The 25,573-nt window shown below is 61.3% G+C and carries 24 protein-coding genes; 16 read left to right on the top strand and 8 right to left on the bottom strand.

Annotation, left to right across the window (positions count from 1 at the left end):
* Positions 1-98: 98 nt before the first annotated feature.
* Positions 99-857, bottom strand: coding sequence for a class I SAM-dependent methyltransferase (locus V3W39_RS18385; RefSeq protein WP_010171669.1), 759 nt, complete (start codon positions 855-857; stop codon positions 99-101).
* 65 nt (positions 858-922) lie between these two features.
* Between V3W39_RS18385 and gloB the strand changes: the two genes are divergently transcribed.
* The 7 genes from gloB (at position 923) to V3W39_RS18350 (ending at position 10,797) form a co-directional block, all read left to right on the top strand.
* Positions 923-1,690, top strand: a complete 768-nt coding sequence (gene gloB, locus V3W39_RS18380) for a hydroxyacylglutathione hydrolase (protein WP_177041688.1) — start codon at positions 923-925, stop codon at positions 1,688-1,690.
* Positions 1,691-1,788: 98 nt separating this feature from the next.
* Positions 1,789-3,201 (top strand): lytic transglycosylase domain-containing protein, encoded by a 1,413-nt coding sequence (locus V3W39_RS18375; protein ID WP_010171672.1) that lies wholly within the window; start codon positions 1,789-1,791, stop codon positions 3,199-3,201.
* A 220-nt stretch (positions 3,202-3,421) separates the two neighbouring features.
* The gene (locus V3W39_RS18370; RefSeq protein WP_330213081.1) at positions 3,422-5,251 is read left to right on the top strand and encodes an extracellular solute-binding protein; all 1,830 of its coding nucleotides are present in this window, start codon (positions 3,422-3,424) and stop codon (positions 5,249-5,251) included.
* Entirely contained in the window at positions 5,248-7,086 is a 1,839-nt protein-coding gene (locus V3W39_RS18365; protein ID WP_177131382.1) for an extracellular solute-binding protein, read from the top strand. The genes V3W39_RS18370 and V3W39_RS18365 overlap by 4 nt, the downstream gene beginning before the upstream one ends.
* 1 nt (position 7,087) lies before the next feature.
* On the top strand, positions 7,088-8,161 hold the full coding sequence (locus V3W39_RS18360; protein WP_177041685.1) for a microcin C ABC transporter permease YejB: 1,074 nt from the start codon (positions 7,088-7,090) through the stop codon (positions 8,159-8,161).
* Position 8,162: 1 nt separating this feature from the next.
* Positions 8,163-9,182, top strand: coding sequence for an ABC transporter permease (locus V3W39_RS18355; RefSeq protein ID WP_177041684.1), 1,020 nt, complete (start codon positions 8,163-8,165; stop codon positions 9,180-9,182).
* 1 nt (position 9,183) lies between these two features.
* Positions 9,184-10,797, top strand: coding sequence for an ABC transporter ATP-binding protein (locus V3W39_RS18350; RefSeq protein WP_330213080.1), 1,614 nt, complete (start codon positions 9,184-9,186; stop codon positions 10,795-10,797).
* Between the two features lie 119 nt (positions 10,798-10,916).
* On the opposite strand, the gene V3W39_RS18345 is transcribed toward V3W39_RS18350, so the two are convergent.
* A complete protein-coding gene (locus V3W39_RS18345; RefSeq protein WP_330213079.1) occupies positions 10,917-11,762 on the bottom strand; it encodes an oxidoreductase in 846 nt (281 codons plus the stop codon).
* A 110-nt stretch (positions 11,763-11,872) separates the two neighbouring features.
* On the opposite strand from V3W39_RS18345, the gene V3W39_RS18340 reads away from it, so the two are divergent.
* Entirely contained in the window at positions 11,873-12,784 is a 912-nt protein-coding gene (locus tag V3W39_RS18340) for a LysR family transcriptional regulator (protein WP_177131376.1), read from the top strand.
* Between the two features lie 125 nt (positions 12,785-12,909).
* On the top strand, positions 12,910-13,734 hold the full coding sequence (locus tag V3W39_RS18335) for an AraC family transcriptional regulator (protein WP_330213078.1): 825 nt from the start codon (positions 12,910-12,912) through the stop codon (positions 13,732-13,734).
* Between the two features lies 1 nt (position 13,735).
* Here the strand turns inward: V3W39_RS18335 and V3W39_RS18330 are convergent, their stop codons facing one another.
* Positions 13,736-14,323: a LysE family translocator gene (locus V3W39_RS18330; RefSeq protein WP_177041675.1), complete on the bottom strand. Its 588-nt coding sequence runs from the start codon at positions 14,321-14,323 to the stop codon at positions 13,736-13,738.
* A gap of 286 nt (positions 14,324-14,609) precedes the next feature.
* Between V3W39_RS18330 and V3W39_RS18325 the strand changes: the two genes are divergently transcribed.
* Positions 14,610-15,452 carry an alpha/beta fold hydrolase gene (locus V3W39_RS18325; RefSeq protein WP_177114609.1) on the top strand — a complete coding sequence of 281 codons (843 nt, stop codon included), beginning with the start codon at positions 14,610-14,612 and terminating at the stop codon, positions 15,450-15,452.
* A gap of 6 nt (positions 15,453-15,458) precedes the next feature.
* Here V3W39_RS18325 and V3W39_RS18320 read toward each other — a convergent pair whose 3' ends face one another.
* On the bottom strand, positions 15,459-16,169 hold the full coding sequence (locus tag V3W39_RS18320) for a FadR/GntR family transcriptional regulator (protein ID WP_177041671.1): 711 nt from the start codon (positions 16,167-16,169) through the stop codon (positions 15,459-15,461).
* A gap of 289 nt (positions 16,170-16,458) precedes the next feature.
* Here V3W39_RS18320 and V3W39_RS18315 point away from each other — a divergent pair, with 289 nt between their 5' ends.
* The 3 genes from V3W39_RS18315 (at position 16,459) to V3W39_RS18305 (ending at position 19,830) form a co-directional block, all read left to right on the top strand.
* Positions 16,459-17,808, top strand: a complete 1,350-nt coding sequence (locus V3W39_RS18315; protein ID WP_177076516.1) for an MFS transporter — start codon at positions 16,459-16,461, stop codon at positions 17,806-17,808.
* Positions 17,809-17,818: 10 nt separating this feature from the next.
* Complete coding sequence (gene gudD, locus V3W39_RS18310) at positions 17,819-19,168, top strand: glucarate dehydratase (protein WP_177041669.1); 1,350 nt, start codon at positions 17,819-17,821, stop codon at positions 19,166-19,168.
* Between the two features lie 131 nt (positions 19,169-19,299).
* Positions 19,300-19,830, top strand: a complete 531-nt coding sequence (locus tag V3W39_RS18305) for a hypothetical protein (protein WP_330213077.1) — start codon at positions 19,300-19,302, stop codon at positions 19,828-19,830.
* A 4-nt stretch (positions 19,831-19,834) separates the two neighbouring features.
* Here V3W39_RS18305 and V3W39_RS18300 read toward each other — a convergent pair whose 3' ends face one another.
* The gene (locus V3W39_RS18300) at positions 19,835-20,722 is read right to left on the bottom strand and encodes an NAD(P)/FAD-dependent oxidoreductase (RefSeq protein ID WP_330213076.1); all 888 of its coding nucleotides are present in this window, start codon (positions 20,720-20,722) and stop codon (positions 19,835-19,837) included.
* Between the two features lie 144 nt (positions 20,723-20,866).
* Here V3W39_RS18300 and V3W39_RS18295 point away from each other — a divergent pair, with 144 nt between their 5' ends.
* Together V3W39_RS18295 and solA are read left to right on the top strand one after the other, a co-directional pair.
* A complete protein-coding gene (locus V3W39_RS18295; RefSeq protein ID WP_330213075.1) occupies positions 20,867-21,316 on the top strand; it encodes an Rrf2 family transcriptional regulator in 450 nt (149 codons plus the stop codon).
* Positions 21,317-21,350: 34 nt separating this feature from the next.
* Positions 21,351-22,523: an N-methyl-L-tryptophan oxidase gene (gene solA / locus V3W39_RS18290; RefSeq protein WP_259197826.1), complete on the top strand. Its 1,173-nt coding sequence runs from the start codon at positions 21,351-21,353 to the stop codon at positions 22,521-22,523.
* Here solA and V3W39_RS18285 read toward each other — a convergent pair.
* Positions 22,520-23,137: a TetR/AcrR family transcriptional regulator gene (locus V3W39_RS18285; RefSeq protein WP_177041956.1), complete on the bottom strand. Its 618-nt coding sequence runs from the start codon at positions 23,135-23,137 to the stop codon at positions 22,520-22,522. The two genes, solA and V3W39_RS18285, sit on opposite strands and share 4 nt — an antisense overlap.
* Positions 23,138-23,280: 143 nt before the next feature.
* On the opposite strand from V3W39_RS18285, the gene V3W39_RS18280 reads away from it, so the two are divergent.
* Positions 23,281-23,721, top strand: a complete 441-nt coding sequence (locus tag V3W39_RS18280; RefSeq protein WP_330213074.1) for a hotdog fold domain-containing protein — start codon at positions 23,281-23,283, stop codon at positions 23,719-23,721.
* 32 nt (positions 23,722-23,753) lie between these two features.
* On the opposite strand, the gene V3W39_RS18275 is transcribed toward V3W39_RS18280, so the two are convergent.
* Complete coding sequence (locus V3W39_RS18275; RefSeq protein ID WP_330213073.1) at positions 23,754-24,956, bottom strand: alpha/beta hydrolase; 1,203 nt, start codon at positions 24,954-24,956, stop codon at positions 23,754-23,756.
* Complete coding sequence (gene nudK, locus V3W39_RS18270; protein WP_330213100.1) at positions 24,956-25,543, bottom strand: GDP-mannose pyrophosphatase NudK; 588 nt, start codon at positions 25,541-25,543, stop codon at positions 24,956-24,958. The genes V3W39_RS18275 and nudK overlap by 1 nt, the downstream gene beginning before the upstream one ends.
* Positions 25,544-25,573: the final 30 nt, after the last annotated feature.

The raw sequence follows: 25,573 nt of genomic DNA, 5'->3' as shown, positions 1-25,573 counted from the left end.
CTGTCCATTAAAGCGGGATCCATCAAAGCGGGTTGCCGATAATCGACCGACAAAGGCCCGAGGTCGAGAAGCTCGACCTGAAATCAAAAAAGGGTTGTTTACTGCTCGCTCTGCTTGCGATTGACCTTGGCCATCGGCATCGGCACCAGCTTGCCCATCGGTTCGCGGCGTACCTGGCGCACCGGGCGCAAGCCAACGACGATCTTGCGCGCCACCAACAGGTAGAAGCCACCGCCGGACAATTGCCAGGCACCGGCCCTGCGCTCCCAACCGGCCAATCGCCCCTGCCACTTGGCAGACGCAAGCGGCGGACGATAGCACCCGAAGCGGCGTTTCTCCAGCGCAAAGCCCAGCAGGTTCAACCAGTCGCCCACCCGCGACGGCGAGATGCAGCGCGCCTGGCGCAACCCGTCATGGGCGAACACATGGCGCAAGCCCCAACTGCTCCAGGGGTTGATGCCGATGATCAGCAAATGGCCACCAGGGCGCACGCTGCTGGCCGCTTCACGCAGCAAACCATGGGGCGACAGGCAGAAATCCAGGCCATGCTGCAACACCACCACGTCGGCGGCATGCTCGCTCAACGGCCAGGCCTGTTCCTCGCAGACGATTTCAACCCCCGGCAACGGCGCCCCCAGGCGCACATTGCGTTGCACCTGGGGCGCCGACGGCGGGGTTTGTGCCGACGGGCCGTAATGCACCAGGTAACCACCAAAGAACCGACCCAGCTCGTCTTCGAGCATGCGCCGCTCTTCATCCAGCAAAAATTGCCCGATAGGCCCGGACAGCCATTCACGGGCGGCACCGATCAGTGCCAGCCACTCGGGATCGGCCTGGGCGAACGCTTTATCAGTCATTGCATTCTCCAACTCGCCAAGAAGTTCTAAGATGCACCAATGTGTTCAGCTTGGCGAATCAAAGAATGATACAGATCAGTGCCCTGCCCGCCTTCACCGATAACTACATCTGGTTGTTACAGGATCAGCCGAACAAGCGCTGTGCCGTGGTCGACCCTGGTGACGCCGCGCCCGTGCTGGCCTGGCTCCAGCAGCACCCCGACTGGACCCTCAGCGACATCCTGGTGACTCACCATCACCATGATCATGTCGGCGGCGTCGAGCAACTTAAAAGTGTTTCCGGCGCCACGGTCTACGGCCCGGCGAATGAAAAGATCCCGGCGCGGGATGTCGCGCTCCAGGATAACGACCGCATCACCGTGCTGGGCTGGGACTTCGAGGTGTTTGCCGTCCCCGGTCACACCCTCGGCCATATCGCCTTTTATCACCAGGGCGTGCTGTTTTGTGGCGACACCCTGTTCGCCGCCGGTTGTGGCCGCCTGTTCGAAGGCACTCCACAACAAATGCACACCTCCCTGGAACGCCTGGCAGCATTGCCGGCGAACACGCTGGTGTACTGCACCCATGAATACACACAAAGCAACCTGAAATTCGCCCAGGCCGTGGAACCGCATAACGCGGATATCGCCGAACGAGTGGAGAACGTGCGGCAACTGCGGGCCAATGGCGAGATCACGCTGCCTTCGACCCTGGCGCTGGAAAAACTCACTAACCCTTTTTTACGGACCTCTGAAACATCCGTTAAAGAAAAAGCGGACGAACGGAATGGCCGGGATAACCGGGCCGGGAGCGAGGTGTTTGCTAGCTTGAGGTCTTGGAAAGATACGTTCTAAGGGCGCGAAATTTAGTACGTAATTTCTGAATGGTTGACCGCAACCCAAGCGCTTTCTAGAATCGCCCGACATTTTTGCCCGGAACTTACTTCCAGCCAATGTCGTCATCTATTCGTAAAACCAACCATTCAGACGCATTGACCCGCCTGGCTCAAGCCGTGGCGGTGGCTGTGTCCGCTACTCTGGCGGGCTGCCAATCGACCAATTTTGCCGCACAATCCACCGTGCAACCCAAGCCAAACCTTACCGCCAAGATCAAGCAAAAACCCCTTTGGCTATCAGAGAAGCCAAGCCCGGAAGTGCCCCAGGATGTCTGGGAACGCATGCGCCGGGGCTTTCAATTGCAGGACGGGTTAGGCGTCAACCCGCGCATTGAACAGCAACGATTGTGGTTTGCCAGTAACCCTTCCTTTCTCGAGAACGCCGGCGAACGCGGCAGCCTCTACATTCATTACATCGTCGAACGCCTTGAAGAACGCAACATGCCTCTGGAGCTGGCGCTGCTGCCAGTGATTGAAAGCGCCTACAACCCAATGGCCTATTCCCGCAGCGATGCGGTCGGCCTGTGGCAGTTCGTTCCCGCCACCGGACGCTACTTCAACCTGCGCCAGACCCGCGCCTACGACGGCCGCCGTGACATCACCGCCTCCACCACCGCGGCCCTGGACTATCTGACACGCCTGCATGACATGTTCAACGGCGACTGGTTGCTGGCCCTGGCGGCTTACAACGCCGGTGAAGGCACGGTCAGCCGGGCCATCGAGCGTAACGAGAAGCTCGGCTTGCCGACGGACTACTGGAACCTGCCACTGCCCCAGGAAACCAAGGACTACGTGCCCAAGTTCCTGGCGCTGTCGCAGGTGGTGCTGGCCCCCGAGGCATACGGCGTCAACCTGAACCCGATTGCCAACACGCCGTACTTTGAAGTGGTAGAAATCAAAACGAGCATGGACCTGTCACGGGTCGCCGCGCTGGCCGAAATTGACGAAGACGAACTGTTCCAGCTCAACCCGGCCTTGAAGCAGCGCACCACCCTGGACGGCCCGCAGCATTTACTGGTGCCCACCTCCAAGGCGCAGTTGCTGGCCAGCAGCCTTTCGGCGATGAAGCCGGAAGAATTGCTGAGCATGCGCCCGAAAAAGCCGGTGTTCGACGACGTTGAGCACAAGGCCATTGCCGGTCGCACCCGCAACTACAAGGTGCGTAGCGGTGACAACCTGACCCTCATCGCCAAGGCCAACAAGGTCGATGTGCATGACTTGCAGCGCTGGAACAAGCTCAATGGCCAGGCGCTCAAGGTCGGCCAGACCCTGGTGATGCAGGACACCCGCAAGCTGGTGGCCAAGGCCGACAGCAAGAAGCCGGTGCAATACAAGGTCAAGAAAGGCGATTCGCTGTACATCGTCGCCAAGCGCTTCAACGTCGAGATGCAACATCTCAAGCGCTGGAACCCACGCACTGGCCAGGCGCTGAAGCCGGGGCAGATGCTGGTGGTTTCCGGGCCTAGATAACACCGCAAACCCTGTAGGAGCGAGCTTGCTCGCGAAAAACGCAAGGGCACCGCGTTAATTCAGAATGCCAGCGTTATCGTTGGCGTCCTTCGCGAGCAAGCTCGCTCCTACAGGTTTAATCGATCCTCAGCCCATCCCACGGCGCCAGCCTTTTTCCAATCGGAACAAGCTGTTACTGTACGGCTTATAAAGCCCAAGCCGCCTGGATCGGATCTCTGACTTGAAGCGTCCCCTCCTTCTACTAATAAGTCTGGCCTTGAGCTTTTCCGCGAACGCGACCATTACCGAGAGCCACGGTTATGCGCAGTTCGGCCTGCTCAAGTATCCGGCCAGATTCACCCACTTCGACTGGGTAAACCCCGCAGCGCCAAAAGGCGGCACACTGCGGGTCATGGCATTTGGCACGTTCGACACCCTCAACCCTTATACCTTCAAGGGTTCCAGCCCGGTTTCCACCGCCAACTTCCTGCAATACGGGGTCAATGAGCTCAATGAGCCGTTGATGGTCGGCACCGGCCAGTACGCCCCTTCCGGCGATGAACCGACGTCCAGCTACGGCCTGATTGCCCAATCGGTGGAATACAGCGAGGACCGCAGCTGGGTGGTGTTCAACCTGCGCCCCGAAGCACGCTTCCATGATGGCAAGCCGATTACCGCCTACGACGTGGCGTTTTCCTATCGCACGCTGCTCACCGAAGGCCACCCGCAGTACCGCACCAACCTGCAGGAAGTGGCCCGGGTCGATATTCTTAACCGTCATCGCATTCGTTTTGTGTTCAAGCGCGCCGGCAATCCGCTGCTGATCCTGCGCCTTGGCGAGCTGCCGGTATTGCCCCAGCACTACTGGAAAAACCGTGATTTCAAGGCCACCACCTTCGAGCCGCCGCTGGGCAGTGGGCCTTACCGCATCACAAAGGTCTCGCCGGGACGCCAGCTGGTGTTCGAACGGGTCAAGGATTACTGGGGCAAGGACCTGGCGGTCAACCGTGGTTTCTATAACTACGACAAGGTCGAGGTGGAGTTCTACCGCGACAGCGACGTGGCTTTCGAAGCATTCAAGGCCGGCGAGTTCGATATCTATATCGAACACCAGGCGAAGAACTGGGCCAATGGCTACAACTTCCCGGCGGTCAACCGTGGCGAAGTGATCAAGGCGCAGATCGCCCACCAGATCCCGACCCAAAGCCAGGGCCTGTTCATGAACAGCCGGCGCCCGGCCTTCAGCCAGGCCAAGGTCCGCGAAGCCCTGGGGTTGATGTTCGATTTCGAGTGGACCAACCGCACCCTGTTCAGCGGTGCCTATAAACGCACCCTCAGCTACTACCCCAACAGCGAATTCTCCGCCACCGGCGTGCCCACCGGCCATGAGTGGCTGATGCTCTCGCCCTATCGCGACCAGTTGCCGGCCAACCTGTTTACCCAGCCGTTCAGCCTACCCCAGACCGACGGTCGCGGCATCCCCCGGGACACCCTGCGCCGCGCCCTCGCGCTGCTGGCCGAAGCCGGCTGGAAACTGTCCGGGCAGCGCTTGCTTAACAGTGACGGGCAGCCACTAAGGCTGGAAATCCTGCTGGTGAACCCGAACCTGGAGCGCATCCTGCAGCCCTATGTCGAGAATCTGACAAGTATCGGCGTCGACGCCCGCTTGCGCACGGTAGACCGCGCACAGTACAAACAACGCCTCGATCAATTCGACTTCGACATGATTCTGATGACCCTCAACCAAACCCTCAGCCCCGGCCTTGAGCAGTGGCAGTACTTCCACTCCAGCCAGGCGGGGATCAAGGGCAGCAAGAATTACGCAGGCATCGCCAACCCGGTGGTCGACCACCTGCTGGACCAGCTATTGGCGGCGCAAACCCGTGAACAACAATTGGCCGCCGGCCGGGCGCTCGACCGCGTCCTGCTGTGGCAGCACTACAGTATTCCCAACTGGTACCTCAACTATCATCGCCTGGCGTACCGCAACCGGTTCGCCTTCGTCACCACGCCGCCCTACAGCCTGGGCCTGAGCGCATGGTGGCTGAAAGCTTCGGAGAAAGCCCAATGATACCTTTGCGTACTGCGATCCTTGGCAGCCTGCTGTTTTGCGCTGCGGCCAATGCGGCCCCGCAACATGCCCTGACCCTCTACAACGAACCGCCCAAGTACCCCGCCGATTTCAAACACGTCGACTACGTCAACCCGGACGCCCCCAAGGGCGGCACCTTTCGCGAGTCCAGCATGGGCGGCTTCGACAGCCTCAACCCGTTTATCAGCAAGGGCGTGCCGGCAGACAATATCGGCCTGATCTACGACACCCTCGCCCAGCAAAGCCTGGACGAACCCATCACCGAATACGGCCTGGTGGCCGGCAAGATCGAAAAGGCCCCGGACAACAGTTGGGTGCGCTTCTACATCCGCCCCGAAGCGCGCTTCCACGACGGCCACCCGATCCGCGCCGAAGACGTGGTATTCAGCTTCCAGACGCTGATGAAGGACGGCTCACCGATCTACAAAACCTACTACGCCGACGTCGATGAAGTGGTCGCAGAAGACCCGCTGCGGGTGCTGTTCAAGTTCAAGCGCACCAACAACCGCGAACTGCCGCTGATCCTCGGGCAACTGACGGTATTGCCCAAGCATTACTGGGAGACTCGCGACTTTTCCAAGGGCAACCTGGAAATCCCGTTAGGCAGCGGCCCGTACAAGGTGACCGAGGTCAAGGCCGGGCGTTCGATCCGCTATGAGCGGGTCAAGGACTACTGGGCCAAGGACCTGCCGATCAACAAGGGCTTCTACAACTTCGATTACCGGGTCACCGATTACTACCGCGACAACACCGTGGCCCTGGAGGCGCTCAAGGCCGGGCAGTTCGATTACTGGCTGGAAATCAGCGCGAAGAACTGGGCCAATGCCTACAACACCCCCGCCGTTGCCCAGGGCCGCCTGATCAAGGAAGAAATTCCCAACGGCAACCCTACCGGCATGCAGGGTTTCGTGTTCAACATCCGTAAACCGATGTTCCAGGACGTTCGGGTGCGCAAGGCCATCAGCCTGCTGCTGGACTTCGAATGGAGCAACAAGCAACTGTTCAACGGCGCCTACACCCGCAGCCGCAGCTATTTCGAAAACTCCGAGATGGCCGCCACCGGGCTGCCCGGCCCGGCCGAGCTGGCGATTCTTGAGCCGCTGCGAGACAAGATCGCGCCCCAGGTCTTTACCGAAGCCTTCGAGCCCTCGAAGACCGACGCCAGCGGCATGATCCGCACCCAGCAGCGCGAGGCCTATCAGTTGCTGCAAGAGGCCGGCTGGAAGATTGTCGACGACAAGATGGTCGACACCACCGGCAAGCCGGTGACCATCGAGTTCCTGCTGGCCCAGACCGAGTTCGAACGCATCCTGCTGCCGTTCAAGCGCAACCTGGCAGACCTGGGGATCGACCTGGTGATTCGCCGGGTCGACATCTCGCAGTACATCAACCGCATCCGCTCCCGGGATTTCGACATGGTGGTGGGCAGCTTCCCGCAGTCCTCCTCGCCGGGTAACGAGCAGCGTGAGTACTGGAAGTCATCCAGCGCCGACAAGCCCGGCAGCCGCAACTACATCGGCCTGAAAGACCCGGCCATCGACCAACTGGTGGAAGAACTCATCGACTCCGATTCGCGCAAGAGCCTGGTGGCCCACGCCAAGGCCCTGGACCGCGTGCTGCAGTTCGGCTACTACGTGATCCCCAACTGGCACATCAAGACCTTCCGCGTGGCGTATTGGGACCACCTCGGCCATCCGAAGGTCTCGCCACGGTATGACGTGGGCACCGCCACCTGGTGGAGCAAACCCGACGCCAAGCCGGCGATAACCGTGGACACCAACCAGAGCGCCGATCCGGCGAGCGGGGGCGACTGAGATGCTGGCCTATATTGTTCGCCGACTGCTGCTGATCATTCCGACCCTGTTCGGCATCTTGCTGATCAACTTTGTGATCATCCAGGCCGCCCCCGGTGGCCCGGTGGAGCAGATGATCGCCAAGCTGGAAGGTTTTGAAGGCGCCACCAGCCGGATCGCCGGCGGCGGTGCCGAAGTCTCGGTGGCCGGCTCCAGCTACCGCGGCGCCCAGGGCCTGGACCCGGCGCTGGTGAAGGAAATCGAGAAAATGTACGGCTTCGACAAGTCGGCGCCGGAACGCTTGTGGATCATGGTCAAGAACTACGCCCGGCTGGATTTTGGCGACAGCTTCTTCCGCGACGCCAAGGTCATCGACCTGATCAAGGAAAAGATGCCGGTGTCCATCTCCCTCGGGTTATGGAGCACCCTGATCATGTACCTGGTGTCGATCCCGTTGGGGATCGCCAAGGCCACGCGCCACGGCAGCCACTTCGACGTGTGGACCAGCTCGGCAATCATCGTCGGCTACGCGATCCCGGCGTTCCTGTTTGCGATCCTGTTGATCGTGGTGTTTGCCGGCGGCAGTTATCTAGACTGGTTTCCGCTACGGGGGCTCACCTCCAACAACTTTGACGAGCTGAGCTGGAGCGGCAAGATCCTCGATTACTTCTGGCACCTGGCATTGCCGGTGACGGCATTGGTGATCGGCAACTTCGCGACCATGACCCTGCTCACCAAAAACAGCTTCCTCGACGAGATCAACAAACAATACGTGGTCACCGCCAAGGCCAAGGGCCTGACCAACCACCGCGTGCTGTACGGCCATGTGTTTCGCAACGCGATGCTGCTGGTGATTGCCGGTTTCCCATCGGCCTTTATCGGCATCTTCTTTACCGGCTCGTTGCTGGTGGAAGTGATCTTCTCCCTCGACGGCCTGGGCCTGATGAGCTTTGAAGCGGCGATCAACCGCGACTACCCGGTGGTGTTCGGCACGCTGTTTATCTTCACCCTGCTGGGGCTGGTGGTGAAGCTGATCGGCGACCTCACCTACACCCTGGTCGATCCGCGTATCGACTTCGCCAGCCGGGAGCATTGAGATGAATCTATCCCCCCTCAATCGTCGCCGGTTCGAGCGCTTCAAGGCCAACAAGCGTGGCTGGTGGTCGCTGTGGCTGTTCCTGATCCTGTTCGGCCTGAGCCTGGGCGCCGAGTTGATCGCCAACGACAAGCCGCTGGCGGTGCACTACGACGGCGACTGGTATTTCCCGGCCCTCAAGCGCTACCCCGAGACCACCTTCGGCGGCGAATTCCCGCTGGAGGCCAACTACAAGAGTCCGTATATCCAGGAGCTGCTCAAGGCCAAGGATGCCTGGACGTTGTGGGCGCCGATCCCGTTCAGCTACCAGAGCATCAACTACGACCTGAAGGTTCCGGCACCGGCCCCGCCGTCGCGAGACAACCTGCTGGGCACCGATGACCAGGGCCGCGATGTGCTGGCGCGGGTGATCTACGGCTTCAGGGTTTCCGTACTGTTTGCCCTGACGCTCACCGTACTCAGCTCGATCATCGGCGTGATCGCCGGCGCCCTGCAGGGCTTCTACGGCGGCTGGGTCGACCTCGCCGGCCAGCGGTTCCTGGAAATCTGGTCCGGTTTGCCGGTGCTGTACCTGCTGATCATCCTCGCCAGTTTCGTGCAGCCCAATTTCTGGTGGCTGCTGGGAATCATGCTGCTGTTTTCCTGGATGAGCCTGGTGGATGTGGTGCGCGCCGAGTTCCTGCGCGGGCGCAACCTGGAATACGTGCGGGCGGCCCGGGCGCTGGGGATGCAGAACGGCGCGATCATGTTCCGCCATATCCTGCCCAACGCCATGGTCTCCACCATGACCTTCATGCCGTTCATCCTCACCGGTGCCATCGGCACCCTCACCGCCCTGGACTTCCTGGGCTTTGGCCTGCCTGCAGGCTCGCCGTCCCTGGGTGAACTGGTGGCCCAGGGCAAATCCAACCTGCAAGCGCCGTGGCTGGGCATGAGTGCCTTTGCCGTGCTGGCGATCATGTTGAGTTTGCTGGTGTTTATCGGCGAGTCCGCTCGCGATGCCTTCGACCCGAGGAAATGAGATGAATCAGGACAATCTGATCGAAGTCCGCGACCTCTCCGTCGAGTTCGTCGTAGGCAACAGCCACCAGCGAGTGGTGAACAACGTCAGCTTCGATATCAAGCGCGGCGAAACCCTCGCGCTGGTGGGCGAAAGCGGCTCGGGCAAATCGGTGACTGCGCACTCGATTCTGCGCCTGCTGCCCTACCCGCTGGCGCGTCACCCGTCCGGGACGATCCAGTACGCCAACCACGACTTGCTGACCCTGAAAGAAAAAACCATCCGGCATATTCGCGGCAACCGCATTGCGATGATTTTCCAGGAGCCAATGACCTCGTTGAACCCGTTGCACTCCATCGAGAAGCAGATCAACGAAGTGCTCGGCCTGCACAAAGGTTTGACCGGCAAGGTCGCCACCCAGCGCACCCTGGAATTGCTGGAGCTGGTAGGCATCCCCGAACCCCACAAGCGCCTCAAGGCCCTGCCCCACGAACTCTCCGGCGGCCAGCGCCAGCGGGTGATGATCGCCATGGCTCTGGCCAACGAGCCGGAGCTGTTGATTGCTGACGAGCCGACCACGGCACTCGACGTCACCGTACAGTTAAAGATCCTGGAGCTGCTCAAGGAATTGCAGGCGCGCCTGGGTATGGCCTTGCTGTTGATCAGCCACGACTTGAACCTGGTGCGGCGCATCGCCCACCGGGTATGCGTGATGCAACAAGGCTGCATCGTCGAGCAGGCAGAATGCGAAACCCTGTTCCAGTCACCGCAGCACCCTTACACCCAGGAGCTGCTGGCTGCAGAACCCAGCGGCCAGCCGGCCACCAATGAAATCGGCCCGCCATTGCTGGAAGTCGAGGACCTGCGCGTCTGGTTTCCGATCAAGAAAGGCTTCCTGCGCAATACCATCGACTACGTCAAGGCGGTGGATGGCATCAACTTCAGCCTTCCACAGGGCCAGACCCTGGGCATCGTCGGCGAAAGCGGCTCGGGCAAATCCACCCTGGGCCTGGCGATTTTGCGACTGATCGCCAGCAAGGGCGGCATCCGCTTCGAAGGCCACCAGATGGACAAACTGAGCCAGCAACAGGTGCGCCCGCTGCGCCGGGAAATGCAGGTGGTGTTCCAGGACCCGTTCGGCAGCCTGAGCCCGCGCATGTGCGTGAGCGAAATCGTCGGCGAAGGCCTGCGCATCCACAAGATGGGCACTGCGGCCGAACAGGAAGCGGCGATCATTGCCGCGCTCAAGGAAGTGGGGCTGGACCCGGAAAGCCGCAACCGCTACCCCCACGAATTCTCCGGCGGCCAGCGCCAGCGCATCGCCATTGCCCGAGCCCTGGTGCTCAAGCCGCGCCTGATTTTGCTGGATGAACCCACCTCGGCCCTCGACCGCACGGTGCAGCGCCAGGTGGTGGAATTGCTGCGTAACCTGCAGGCCAAGTACAACCTTACCTACCTGTTCATCAGCCATGACCTGGCAGTGGTCAAGGCCCTGAGTCACCAGTTGATGGTGGTCAAGCATGGGCAGGTGGTGGAACAGGGCGATGCCCCGGCGATCTTCGCCAACCCCCAGCATGCCTACACGCGGCAATTGCTGGAGGCGGCGTTCCTGGTGCCTTCAGCCGATTCACCGTAGCAGCTGTCGAGCGCCAGCGAGGCTGCGTTGGCCGCACCGCTGTGATCGAGCCAGGCATTGCAACGAGGTGCGCCTGACGCAGCCTCGCTGGCGCTCGACAGCTGCTACGCCATTGGGTGTCAGAAATCGGTTGAGGCCGACAACTCGCGCCAGGCGTCGGTCTCTTCCTTGACGTAAGCCAGCTTGGCTTCAATCGCCTGCAAAGTGTCGGTGCCCAGTGCCAGGCGCATCGGCGGATTCGGCGCCTCTACCAGCTTGATCATGGCCACCGCGAGTAGCTCCGGGTTACCCGGTTGCTGCTGGTTGTAGACCTTGGCCAGCTTGCGCACCTCGCCGGAGGTGGCCGCGTAATCGTCAATGACCCGCGGCGACTCCACCAGGGAGTTGCTGTCCAGGAAGTCGGTACGGAAGTAGCCCGGCTCCACCACGGTGACCTTGACGCCCAAGGGTGCAAGCTCTGCATGCAGCGCCTCACTCAAGCCCTCGACGGCAAACTTGGTCGAGCAATAGGCGCCAAATCCCGCACCGGAACGGAAGCCCCCCACCGACGAGATATTGATCACATGCCCACGGCGCGCCTGGCGCATGAACGGCAATACACCCCGCGTGACGTTGAGCAGGCCAAAGACGTTGGTTTCATACAAGCGCCGAACCTCGTCGGCAGACGCTTCCTCGACCGCGCCCAACACGCCAAAACCGGCGTTATTGACCAGCACATCGATACGCCCGAAGTGTTCGACTGCGGCGCGGGCCACGTCAGCGGCCTGGGATTCGTTGGTCACATCCAGTTGCACCGCCAGCAGGCCGGGCTGCTCGCCAAATCGCTCAACGACCGTTTGAGCATTGCGGGCCGTGGCCACTACCGCATCGCCATGGGCCAGCGCCGCCGCGACGATTTTCGCGCCGATACCCCGGGAAGCCCCGGTTACCAGCCAAACACGCTTGAAGGAATGTGCCGTTGTCATGATCCGTACCTGTTGGAGTGAAAGTGAGGTAAAGGTACGCCGCCGCATTAGCCTGAAAAACCCGCTCGTGCTACAAGCACTATGAAACTGAATTTCATAATGGAACACCGATGAACCCTGATCCGTTCAATGGCCTGACCGAATTTCTCGCCGTGGCCGAACTGAAGAGTTTCACCCAGGCCGCCGCACGCCTTGGCGTCACGCCGACGGCCGTCAGCCACGCGGTGAAAACCCTGGAGAAGCGCACGGGCGTGGTGTTGTTCCAGCGCACCACACGGCGAGTGGCACTGACCGAGGCCGGCATGACGCTGTATAGCCGTTTGCGCCCCGCCGCCGGGGAAATCGACGAAGCCCTGGCGGCCCTCAGTGGCTACCGCGACCGGCCCATGGGCACCCTGCGCCTGACCGTGCCGCGCCTGTCGGGCAAGTTGCTGATCGAGCCGTTGATCCCGCGCTTTCGCGAGGCGTTTCCAGAGGTGGTGCTGGATATTTCCCTCGACGATGCCACCGTCGACCTGGTGACAGAAGGCTTCGACGCCGGGATTCGGCTGGGAGAATCCATCGACAAGGACATGGTCGCCGTGCGCCTCACACCGGACTTGAACTGGTCGGTGGTGGGCTCCCCCGGCTACTTCGCCAAGGCTGGCCAGCCGCAAACACCGGAAGAACTGACCGCCCATCAAACCATCGGCTATCGCTTCCTGACCTCGGGCGTGGCGCACCGCTGGGAATTCGAACGCGCGGGCCGGGAGTTCACGGTCGGCGTCCAGGGCGGGCTGATCGTCAATGACCGCAACCTGATGATCGCCGCGGCGCGGGCCGGCCAAGGCCTGGCCTATGTGAGTGATTTTGAAGTGATGGAGGACCTGGCCTCGGGCGCACTGGTGCAAGTGCTGCAACCCTTCGTGCCGCCCAGCAGCGGGCTGTACCTGTATTTTCCCGCCAGAACCCAGAGCCAGCCGAAACTGCGGGCCTTTATCGACCTGGCTACCGCCTGGATTGCCGAGAAGCGCGGGTTCTAACGCTGCAGCGCCATCGTGCCCACCATGAAGGCTGGCTCACGCTGCATCGATCGGTGCAGCCCAATGGCGATTTTTATGCAAAAATCATTGTCGTGCCCCGCGCATCCCCTTGTGAACGGTCGATCATGTCACTGAATCCTCACCACCCTGCCCCCTCTTTCTGGCGCGATGAACACCTGCCGTTTATCGAGGCACGGACCATCGCCGACGGGCGCAAGGTCTGCTACACCCGCCACTCCCACGAGCATTTCTCGATCGGCGCGATCACCGCCGGGCAGAGCCTGTATATCCACGGGGCGTGCACCTTCCAGATCAGCGCCGGCACCGTGGTGCTGATGAACCCTGGCGATGTCCACGCCTGCAATCCGATTTACGACCAGCCCTGGTCGTATCACATGCTGTACATCGACACGGCCTGGCTGACGGACCTGCAGCACCAACTCGGGTTCAGCACCGACGAAGGCTTTCGCGCCTTTACCGCCACCCATACCCGTGACGTCGTGCTGTATGACGGCCTGATCGAGTTGTATGAAGTGCTGCTGGACGAGCAGGCCGAGCACCTGCACAAGCAGAGCGCGGTGGTGAGTTTTTTCACTGAGGTGCAACAACGCCTCAACCCGTCGGCAACACCGGTGCGCGAGGTCAATCACAAGCTGGAACGGGCCGCCGACTACATACGCGAGCATTGCACCGAGGCCTTGAAGCTTGAGGACATTTGCCAGGCGGCCGAGTTGTCACCGTCGTACCTGATCCGCGCATTCAAACAGTATTACGGCATGACGCCCCATGCGTTCCTGGTCAACCGGCGCATCCAGTTTGCGCGCACCCAGCTACGCAATGGCGGGCTGATCGCCGACGTGGCACTGGCCGCCGGGTTTGCCGATCAGGCGCACTTCCAGCGCACGTTCAAGCAGCACCTGGCGGCAACACCGGGTCAATATCGCGGCTGACTCAGGCCAGTAACAGATACCCCACGCTGGCCACCAGCAACCCCGCCATCGAGCGATTGAACAGGCGCATGCCCCGAGGGTTGCTCAGGTAGCGTCGCAGGAACGTCCCGGCGTAAGCCCAGCACGCCACCGACAGGTAGCAAATCACCAGATAGATCGTCGCAAACAGCCAGACCTGTTGCGCATCGCCATCGGCCACGAACAAGCCCATCCCCGCCACACACGCCAGCCAGGCCTTGGGATTGAGCCACTGCATAATCGCGCCATAGAGCATCGACGGTGCCGTGGCCGTGCCGTCTGCCTCCAGTCGCCCATCGTCCACCGCCAGCTTCCAGGCCATGTACAACAGGAACGCCACCCCGCCCCATTGAATCAATTGGGTCAGCAGCGGCCAGCGCACCAGCACCTCATGCAGTCCCAGGCCAATCAATACCAGCAGCAAGGTAAATCCCAGCGCGGCGCCGGCCACATGCTTTTGGCTGGCGGCAAACCCGAAGCGCGCCCCAGAGCTGATGGCCACCACGTTCACGGGTCCCGGGGTGATGGACGTGGCCAGGGCGAAGGCGGCCATGGAAATGATCAAGCTCATTGCAGTTCCTTTTTGTTGTGCGGTATGAGCTGAACCTTAAGGGGCGGATGAATCCAGGTATTGAAGAAAATGCCCCTGGAGAGAAACGACGCAAAACCACCAGTTGAAACCTTTGCTCCGCTAATGCAAAAGACGATTTTATTCCATTGATATAACGCTATTTTTTTCTTTTCAACGGCGGATTTTGATAGGAAAAAATGCGTGTTTTCGACAGCTCGCAGGGTGCTAGAGTCGAGCCCACATCCGTCGGGATGACTTCTCGCTGCACACTGAAAAAGGAATCGCCATGTCACTTCGCTTATTGGCAACCGCCTGCCTTTTGCTGTCTTTCTCTGCGGTTAATGCCGCAGAACGGTGGGAGGCCCTTCCGCCGACCCCGGCACCGATTGCGGGCGCCAAGACCGGCTATGCAGCCGTCAACGGCATCAAGGTCTACTACACCAAAACCGGGCATGGCTCGCCGGTAATCCTGCTGCACGGCGGCCTGTCCAATTCCGACTACTGGGGCAACCAGGTCAAGGCGCTGGCCGCCAAACACACGGTCATCAGCCTCGACAGTCGTGGCCACGGGCGCAGCTCCCGGGACGAAAAACCCTACGGTTACGACCTGATGGCCGATGATGTGGTCGCTGTGCTCGACAGCCTGAAAATCCCCCGTGCCGATATCGTCGGCTGGAGCGACGGCGCCATCATCGGCATCGATCTTGCCCTGCGCCACCCGGACCGAATCGGCAAGGTGTTTGCCTTTGCCGCCAACACCCAGACGTCCGGGGTCAAGGATGGCGTAGAGAAGAATCCGACCTTCGCTGCCTTCATCGAACGCGCCGGCAAAGAGTACGCCAAACTCTCGCCGACGCCGAAAGAGTACGACGCCTTCGTCGAGCAGATCAGCCATATGTGGGCCAGCCAGCCTAACTGGACAGACGCGCAACTGGCGGCCATCAAGACCCCGATCCTGATTGTCGACGGCGACCACGATGAGGCGATCAAGCGTGAACACACCGAGTACATCGCCTCGACCATTCCGGGTGCGGGCCTGCTGATTCTGCCGAACACCAGCCACTTCGCATTCCTGCAGGACCCGGCCCTGTTCAACGCCGCATTGCTGGACTTCCTGGACAGCAAATAAGCTCGCCTACTCCCCGGTCATCCGCTCCAGGCTGTTGCTCAAATGCAGCAGCATGGCGGCTCTGGCCGCGTCCGGGTCCTGGCGGCGGATGGCTTTCAGGATCGCTTCGTGCTCCAGGTTCGCCAGCCGCCCCAGCTCCATCAAATCCGCGTCGCCGCGCTCTTCGGCGTTGATCCGGGTGCGCGGGATCACCGAGTTGCCCAGGTGATAAATCACATCGGTGAAATAGGTATTGCCGGTGGCCTGGGCGATCAGCCGATGGAAGCGCACGTCGGGCTCAACGGCGCTGTCGTTGTTGGCCAGTGAGTCCTGGTAATCATCCAGCGCCTGGCGCATCTGCTGCAGTTGTTCATCGGTACGACGCAAGGCCGCCAGCGCAGCCGCCTGGGTTTCCAGGCCCATGCGCAACTCCAGAATACCGCGCACGCTGGCGGCGGTGTCGTGGGTCAGGTGCAGGCCGTGGCGCTCATCGCGTTCCAATACGAAGGTGCCGACACCGTGGCGGGTTTCCACCAGCCCGGCAGCCTGCAGTTTGGAGAGTGCTTCGCGTACCACCGTGCGACTGACGCCGTACTCGCCAACGATGGCCGACTCGGACGGCAGCTTCTCGCCCGGTGCCATTTGCCCCAGGAGAATCTGCTGGGTCAAGGCGGTGACGATGTCATGGGCAAGGCCCGGAGAGCGCTTGCGCTGAGGTGCCGAGGTTGGGGTTTGCATCAGGAATTCCGTTCAGGGGCGCCTGGCGATACTAGCATTTTTATGCGCACCTACTTGTATGACAACAAACAAATACCTGTAGGAGCGAGTTTGCTCGCGGAAAAACCCGCCACCCCGTAATTCCCCAAAATATCCGCGTAATCGTTGGCGTTTATCGCGAGCAAGCTTGCTCCTACAAAGTGTTGCCATCTCTGAAATTGCAGTTGTATGATGTCTATCAAGTTGTCAGACATCTCCGGCAACCCGAGCCTATCCCCCGCACAACAATAATCAGTGGGAGTTTTACCTCGTGACCCCTTCCAGCCCTGCGACAGCTGCGCCTGCCACCGACCCGGTCCTGGCCCGCGCGATCAAGAAAGTGAAGAGCCACGTGCTCCCGCTGTTCGTGATCATGTTCATCGTCAACTACATCGACCGCGTCAACATCGGCTTTGTGCGTACCCACATGGAACACGACCTGGGCATTGGTGCAGCCGCCTACGGCTTCGGCGCCGGGTTGTTCTTCATCGGCTACGCGCTGTTCGAAGTACCCTCCAACATGCTCCTGCAAAAAGTCGGCGCGCGCATCTGGCTGACCCGCATCATGTTCACCTGGGGCATCACCGCCACGCTGATGGCCTTCATCCAGAACGAAACCCACTTCTACATCCTGCGCTTCCTGCTGGGCGTGGCCGAGGCCGGCTTCTTCCCCGGAGTGATCTACTACTTCACCCGCTGGCTGCCTGGCGTCGAACGCGGCAAGGCGATTGCGATCTTCCTCAGCGGCTCGGCCCTCGCCTCGCTGATCTCCGGCCCCCTGTCTGGCGTGCTGCTGCAAATCACCGGGCTGGGCCTGCATGGCTGGCAATGGATGTACATCATCGAAGGCATGGCCTCGGTGCTGCTGTGCTTTTTCGTGTGGTTCTGGCTCGACTCCAAGCCCCACGACGCCAAGTGGCTGAGCCTTGAAGAGAAGGACGCACTGGTGGGCGAGATCGACCGCGAACAGCGTGAGCGAGACGCCGCCACCACGGTCAAGCCGACCCTGGGCAAGCTGCTCAAGGACCGCCAGATCATGCTGTTCTGCGCCCTGTACTTCTGCATCCAGCTGACGATCTACGCCGCCACCTTCTGGCTGCCGAGCATCATCAAGAAGATGGGCGACCTGAGCGACATCCAGGTGGGTTTCTACAACTCCATCCCGTGGCTGATTTCGATCATCGCGATGTACGCCTTCGCCGCACTGGCGGGCAAGTTCAAGTTCCAGCAGGCGTGGGTCGCTGCCGCACTGGTGATCGCTGCGATCGGCATGTTCCTGTCCACCACCGGCGGGCCGATCTTTGCGTTTATCGCCATCTGCTTTGCAGCGATTGGCTTCAAGTCGGCGTCCTCGCTGTTCTGGCCGATTCCCCAGGGTTACCTGGATGCACGGATCGCCGCCGCAGTGATCGCGCTGATCAACTCCATCGGCAACCTCGGCGGGTTTGTCGCGCCCACCACCTTCGGCTTTCTGGAACAGACCACCGGTTCGATCCAGGGCGGTTTGTATGGCCTGGCGGGCACGTCAATCCTTGCGGCGATCCTGGTGTTCTTCGCCAGGACCCTGCCCGGCCCGACCACCAGCAGCGTGCTGCAACCCGCCCCCGTCTTGAGCAAATAAGGACTACACGATGAACACAGAACACCAGCACCACGCCAACGGCGCCCCGGTGGTTACCGGCCTGCAAGTCATCCCGGTGGCCGGCCACGACAGCATGCTGCTCAACCTCAGCGGCGCCCACGGGCCATTTTTTACGCGCAATATCGTGATCCTCACCGACAGCGCCGGCCGTACCGGCGTCGGTGAAGTGCCCGGCGGCGAACGCATCCGCGAGACCCTGGAAGACGCCCGCAGCCTGGTGATCGGCAAGCCCATCGGCCAGTACCAGAGCATTCTCAATGCCATGCGCCAGACCTTCGCCGCACGGGATTCGGCGGGCCGGGGTTTGCAGACCTTTGACCTGCGCATCACCATCCATGCCGTCACGGCGATGGAAGCAGCACTTCTGGATTTGCTCGGCCAGTTCCTTGAAGTGCCGGTAGCGGCATTGCTCGGTGAAGGCCAGCAGCGCGACGCGGTGAAGATGCTCGGCTACCTGTTCTACATCGGTGATCGCCAGCAAACCGACCTGGCGTATCGCAGCGAAGACAATGCCGAAGACTGGTTCCGCCTGCGACATGAGCAAGCCATGACCCCCGACGCAATCGTGCGCCTGGCAGAGGCGGCCAAGGCGCAATACGGCTTCAACGATTTCAAACTCAAGGGCGGCGTACTGCGCGGCGCCGAGGAAATCGAGGCGGTCACCGCACTGGCCGAACGCTTCCCCGATGCGCGCATCACCCTGGACCCCAACGGCGCCTGGTCGCTGAAAGAAGCCATCGCCCTGTGCCGCGACCAGCATCACGTGCTGGCCTACGCCGAAGACCCTTGCGGTGCAGAAAACGGTTACTCCGGGCGCGAAGTCATGGCCGAGTTCCGCCGTGCCACCGGGCTGCCCACCGCCACCAACATGATCGCCACCGACTGGCGGGAAATGGGCCACGCGATCCAGTTGCAGTCGGTGGACATTCCCCTCGCCGACCCACACTTCTGGACCATGCAGGGCTCGGTGCGAGTGGCGCAGATGTGCCATGAATGGGGCCTGACCTGGGGCTCGCACTCCAACAATCACTTCGACATTTCCCTGGCGATGTTCACCCAGGTGGCCGCCGCCGCACCGGGGGAAATCACCGCCATCGACACCCACTGGATCTGGCAGGACGGCCAGCGCCTGACCAAGGCGCCGCTGAAGATTGTCGACGGGCATATCAAGGTTCCGGCCAAGCCGGGCCTGGGGGTGGATATCGACATGGATGCCGTGGCCCACGCCCATGAGCTGTACAAAGGCATGGGCCTGGGTGCACGCAATGACAGCGTGGCGATGCAGTTCATGATTCCGGGCTGGACGTTCGATAACAAGCGTCCGTGCCTGGTGCGCTGAATAGCCTGCTTCTATGCATTTCTCGCCTTTGATACCTGTCAACGTTGACAGTATCTGACGACACCTGTCGCGCCTAAGATCAGGGCGATCTCCCCCCATCAAGGGTGAGCCCGCCCTCAGGAGCGACAACCATGACTCAGAAAACCAATCGCCCCACGCCCACGGCCGAGATTGAAAAGCTCAGCCAACCTTGGATCAACACCGCCACGCCTGCTGCGCGCGGAACACTCACGGCCAAGGTGAACGCCTCAGTTCCGTCATACAAAAAATTCGATGCAGAGATTGTCAACCTCTGGAAAGAATCCCCATCACCCGAGTTCCCTGCGTATTGGGTCTTCAATGGCATACAAGACGAATACGACCCTCCCATCAATGATCCCAAGGTCATCATTGCTGTCAGGATTCTCGAGGGCACCCCGAACGGCGTACATCATTTGGGCCCAGGCAATACCGACGTTGAACTGCGTTATATCCGCCAAACCAGCGGTGTAATCGTCAAAGCCCATCAAGGCACCGTCGAATTTACACTCAAACCCTACACGCCACACATTGAAGGAACCTTCAACCACTGCAAATTCGAATGGATTGATCGTTTTGGCGATGAGCAAACTGCAGAAATCGGCGATGGGAAATTCAATATCACCGATTCAACCCAGCACTGAAACCTCAGCTGAAAATCATCGAAAAGTGCGCGCCTACCCCGGCGCGCACACCCTCGCCGACCGCCAGCGCTACCGAGCCGCCGGCCAGGTTGGCATCTCCACAGGCATACACGCCGGGCACTGTGGTCTGGCGCGTGTCGTTGGTGAGGAGATAAGGCCCGGTCGGTCCTTCGACACATTCACACCCCAACTGCTCGGCCAACGGGCTGGCCATGCGGGTACGGGACATCGTGAAGATGCCGTCCAGGGCGATCACCCGGCCGTCTGCCAATTCGACATCCGCCCGCTCACCGACAATCCGCCGCACCCACTGGCTTTCAACACGAACTGCGCGCCGATCCAGCTGCGCCTGCTGCTCGGCATCCGGCACAAATACGCCGTTGGTGAACAGCGTGGTGGTGCCCCAGTCCGGCAGCAGCATCGCGTGATGCATCGCCAACGGTGAAGTCGCCAATACGCCGATGCGGCCCTGATCCAGCTCATAACCGTGGCAATAGGGGCAGTGGAATACATGTTTGCCCCAACGCTCTTGCAGGCCGTCGATCTCGGGCAATTCATCCACCACGCCGGTGGCGAGAATCAAGCGCCGAGCGTTGAACCCACCATTACAGCGGGTTTGCACCCAAAAACCGTCCTGGCTGCGAGTCGCCTCGACGGCCGTGTCTTGCACCCAGGTCACCGTCGGGTACTCCATCAACTGCCCTCGCCCTTCAGCCGCGATCAGCTCCGGCGGCTGCCCATCCTGGCTGAGGAAACCATGGGAGGTGGCCGCAAAACGGTTGCGCCGCTGCCCGGCATCAATCACCAGCACCTTGCGCCGGGCCCGTGCCAGTTGCAGGCCGGCCGACATTCCGGCGTAGCTGCCGCCCACGATAATCACGTCGTAAACCATGAAGATGACCTCTCTGGTGGCCCTTGCATCGATTGCCGGGCAATCACGACACACCATAAGTTACATAAAAATACTTCGTCAAGAGTCTCGCAACTCCAATCGTTACGAACGATACTTTCGGGCAGGAAATCCAGAGGCCTGCAGATGAGAAACGACACCCGGCTATCACGCATGCTCCACGTGCTGATCCACATGGGCCGCCACGAAGAACGCGCCACCTCGCAGACCATCGCGCAGATGCTCGGTACCAACGCGGTGGTGGTACGCCGCACTTTGGGCCTGCTCAAGGAAAAGGGTTATGTGCGCTCGGAGAAAGGCCACCAGGGCGGCTGGATGCTGGGCAAGCCGCTGAACGAAATCACCTTGCTGGACATCCACAACGCCCTGGGCACCTCGTCGATCTTTGCGGTCGGCCTGTCTACCGATCACCCGCAGTGCCTGGTGGAACAGGCCGTGAATGCCGCGCTGAACCAGGCCTTCGATGACGCCCAGGCGTTATTGCTGCAGCGTTTGGGCGAGGTGACGCTGGAGCAGTTGGCGGATGATTTTGATCAACGCTATCAAGTGGCGACGACGCCGGTGCCGTGTGCGTGATACGGTCGGCTCCCCCTTCTGAAGGAGTCAGGATATGCCAGCGCTGCACTACGACGTAGCCGTGATCGGACTCGGCGCCATGGGCGCTGCCACGCTCTATCAACTGGCCCGGCGCGGGGTTCACGCCATTGGCATCGACCGCTTTGCGCCACCCCATGACCAGGGTTCCAGCCATGGCGACACGCGCATCACCCGCCAAGCCGTCGGCGAAGGGGCGGCCTATGTGCCGCTGGTGATCCGCTCGCAACAGATCTGGCGCGAGCTGGAAGCCGAGCTTGATGTGAGCCTGTTCGAGCAATGCGGCGTGCTGGTCATGAGCAGTGGCGAACCTGCCGCGCCACAGCACGGTATCGCGGACTTCACCCGCCAGACCATCGCGCTGGGCAAGGCCTACGGCATTCCCCATGAGGTGCTGAACGCCGAACAGATTCGCGGGCGCTTTGCGCAATTTGCCGGGCTTGAAGACAATGCCGTGGGCTATTTCGAACCGGGTGGCGGCTACGTCAAGCCTGAGCGCTGCATTGAGGCCCAACTGACCCTTGCCCGCCAACTGGGGGCTGAGACACTGACCGGCGCCGTGGTCAGCCAGCTGCAATCGGACAACGGCGAGGTGACCATCAGCACAGAGACGCACACAGTGCGCGCCGGCAAGGTGATCGTCTGCGCCGGCATGTGGAGCGCCGAGTTGCTCGGCGCCCCCTTCGATACGCTGCTGACGGTGTGCCGCCAGAACCTGTACTGGTTCAAGCTGGCCGAGCCATCGGTATTCCCCCCGAACTCACCCACCTTCATTCTTGCCCACGGGCCGGGCGAGGACGACAACTGCTACGGCTTCCCGCCGATTGCCGGGGAACACAGCATGAAGGTTGCCTGCGAACAACGTGCCGTCGCGACCACGCCCGAGGCGGTCAATCGCCAGGTCAGCCCTGCCGAATCTGATGCCATGTTCAGCGCCCATCTCGCGGGCAAGGTTGGCGGTGTGACTTCTCAGGTACTGAAAACGGCTGTCTGCACTTACACCCTGACACCGGACTACGGTTTCATCATCGACCAGCATCCGCACCTGGAAAACGTGACGGTGGTCAGCGCCTGCTCCGGGCACGGTTTCAAGCACTCGGCCGCGATCGGCGAAGCATTGGCGCAGCAATGCGTGGACGGCAAAAGCGCCATCGACTTGTCGGCGTTTTCGCTGCGCCGGTTCGCCTAACGGCCACCCACCGAACGCCACGCCGCCTCGGCCAGCACCTCGCGGTAAATCCGCGGGCTGCTGGTCGCCCGTCCGGCCAACCAGGCGCGGCAATAGCTGTCGGCCTGGCCGATGATCAGTGACGGCCACAGTTCTGCAGGCAGTTGGTTGAGCTGATCACCACGCCCGGGCAGCGCCAACCACTCCTTGAGCAACCCATTGCGCGACTGGTTGCGGCTTTCCAGCTCGGCAGCGAACGGGCCCTTGGTCACGGCGAAACGCGCGTGGTATTGGAAACGCGCCCACTGCGGCTCGCTGTCCACCCAATCCACATAGCTGTGCACCAGCGCGTAAACCCCCTCCTTCGCCGTGCTCGCTGATTCCAGGTAGCGCGCACGCAATTCGGCCTGATCATCCAGCGCGGTAAAGAACAGCGCGGCGACCAATCCTTCCTTGTTGCCGAAGTGGTGGTAGATGGCGCCGACGCTGGTGTCGCATCGGGCGCGAATCATCTCGATGGTGGTGGCTTCAAGGCCTTGTTCGTTGAACAGGTCGAGGGCGGCCGTGAAGATGTCGCGCTTCAATTCGGCCCGTCGGCCAGGGAAGCAGCGCTGGAGCAGATCTGGGGTTTGCATGCTGAACACGAACTCAATCGTTGAAAGGGATACGTCGGGGCAGCTTGACAGATTTCCCATAGGCAGAATACTGTTCCGTTACAGAATATTATTCTGTAACGGAACAACATTCCGTAAATCCGAATCATCAGCGAGGCAGCACCATGAGTCAGTACCTGAGTATGTTCAACAGCGTCGGCGCCGAAGCGTTCAGCAAACTGGCGTGCCAGATGGCGCCCTACTTCAGCACCATCAACCCACTGATCACCCAGTTGCGCCCGGGGTTGGCGGTGGTTGAAGTACCGTTCAGCAAGGCCGTCACCAACCACCTGGGGACGGTGCATGCGATCGCCATGTGCAACGCTGCGGAACTGGCGGCAGGGACAATGACGGATGTGTCCGTGCCAACTGGCGCGCGCTGGATTCCCAAGGGGATGACGGTGCAATACCTGGCCAAGGCCAAAAGCAGCGTTACGGCAACGGCCAATGACGAGGGGATTGATTGGCAGACGGCGGGCGACAAGATAGTGCCGGTGGACATGCTCGATGCGGAGGGGAAGTTGGTATTTACCGCGCGAATCACCATGGACGTAAAGCTGGCCTGAAGGCCGTCGCAGGAGCCGGGCGGCTCCTGCTTTTACAACCCGCAGTTGCCGGGAATCCGCTCTGCGGCAAACGCCTTGCGCACAAACGGCGTCGAGTCCGCCAGCGAACCATTGACCGTGGCCGAGTGATCAAGCTCGGGGTAGAAATGCCATTCGATCCGGTCCCCCGCCTTGCACGCGTCCCTGACCAGGGCCTTCTGCCCGGGCACAAACACGTCCTGGTCCTTGCCCCCGGTGCCGATGAAAACCGGAATATCGGTCTTCAGCGTCGGATACGCCGACTCGCGGTAGACCTTGTCGAGAGCCGCTTTCGGCGAGCGCTTGAAGCTGTCATTGAAGGTCAGCCCGTCGGCGACCACCCGCTGCTCGATGGCATGCAAGCAACCGCGCTGGCTGATCCCGAACGCCGGCATTGCGCGCGCGCTCAAATAGTCGGCGGGATTGAACGAAGGATCAAACAACGTGACCGTGCCGAGGCGCAGCAGGTTGTAGGCGAAGGTCGGTACCACCGAGCTGCGGGCTTTTTCCAGCTCGGCACTGTCTCCGGTTTTATGGGTCGCAGCGTAAGGCGTACCGGTGGCGACAACGCCGACGATGTCCAACTCCGGCGCATAGTCCTTGGCATAGACCGCCGTGGCGAAGGCGGCACGCCCACCCTGGGACTGGCCGAACACCACGACACGTTTGGAGAGATCAAAACCACCGGCGATCACCGCACGGATGCTGTCGAGCACGCCATACGCCAGCGGGCTGGTCAGCCCATATGGATGCAGGCCGGGCGTCCCGAGCCCTTGGTAATCGGTGGCAACGACGGCGTAGCCTTGTCCCAGCCAATAGTTGAGATAACGCGTGTCCCGCGGGCTGCGGCGGGTGAACGAGGGCGCGCAAACATCAGCGCTGCCCACCGTGCCATGGGCCCACGCCATCAGCGGCCAGCCACCCGACGGCGGCGTGCCCTTGGGCAGGAACAGCGCACCGGAAACAACCACGTGTTTGCGGGGGTCGATGCCATCGGTGGACGTGTACAGGATCCGGATATTCTGCCCCGCCTCGGCCAGGCTTTGCACGGCCGTCAACGGCTCGCTGCGCAGCATCTGCCCGGGCGATGCGGGCATCTTGTCGGCCCAGGTATAGAACGCGGGAACACCACCGTCACCGACCGGCGTTTGCGCAGCACTCGCACCACCGCATCCGGCCAACAACACCGCCAGCACCACCGACAACCGACGCGACATCACCAGCCCTCTTTCAACATCCGCAATTCAAGATACTGCAACAGCATGATGGTCTTGCCGTCGACGATCTCGCCACGTTGCACCATGGACAACGCGGCCTCAAACCCCAGCTCCAGCACCTCGATGTCCTCGCCTTCTTCTTCCAGCCCGCCGCCATCACTGACCCGGTCGCCCGGCTGATATTCGCCGATGAAAAAGTGAATGCGCTCAGTGACGGAGCCCGGGCTCATGAAGGCCGAGTAGATTTTTTCCACGTGGCCCACGCGGTAGCCCGTCTCTTCCTCGGCCTCCAGGCGAATGCGCTCCTCGGGGCTGGCGTTGTCCAGCAGGCCGGCGGCGGACTCGATCAGGTAGCCGTGGTAGCCATTGACGAAAGTGGGCATGCGGAACTGGCGAATCAGCAACACCGTGCGCTGCTCGCGGTTGTACAGCAGGATGGTCGCGCCATTGCCCCGGTCATAGATCTCGCGGGTCTGGGACTGCCAACTGCCGTCGCGGCGGCGCAGGTCGAAGGTGTACTTTTTCAGCACGTACCAGTTGTCCGAGAGCAGTTCTTCGGTGTGGATGCGAACGGGGCTGTTGTCCATGGTCGAGCCTTTAATCGGAAGGGTGTCGAG

Source organism: Pseudomonas sp. Z18(2022) (assembly GCF_036346535.1).
In the GTDB taxonomy this organism is placed as follows: domain Bacteria; phylum Pseudomonadota; class Gammaproteobacteria; order Pseudomonadales; family Pseudomonadaceae; genus Aquipseudomonas; species Aquipseudomonas yamanorum_A.
The sequence above is the reverse complement of the archived record's forward strand: the minus strand, read 5'-3'. Positions and strand labels throughout refer to the sequence as shown.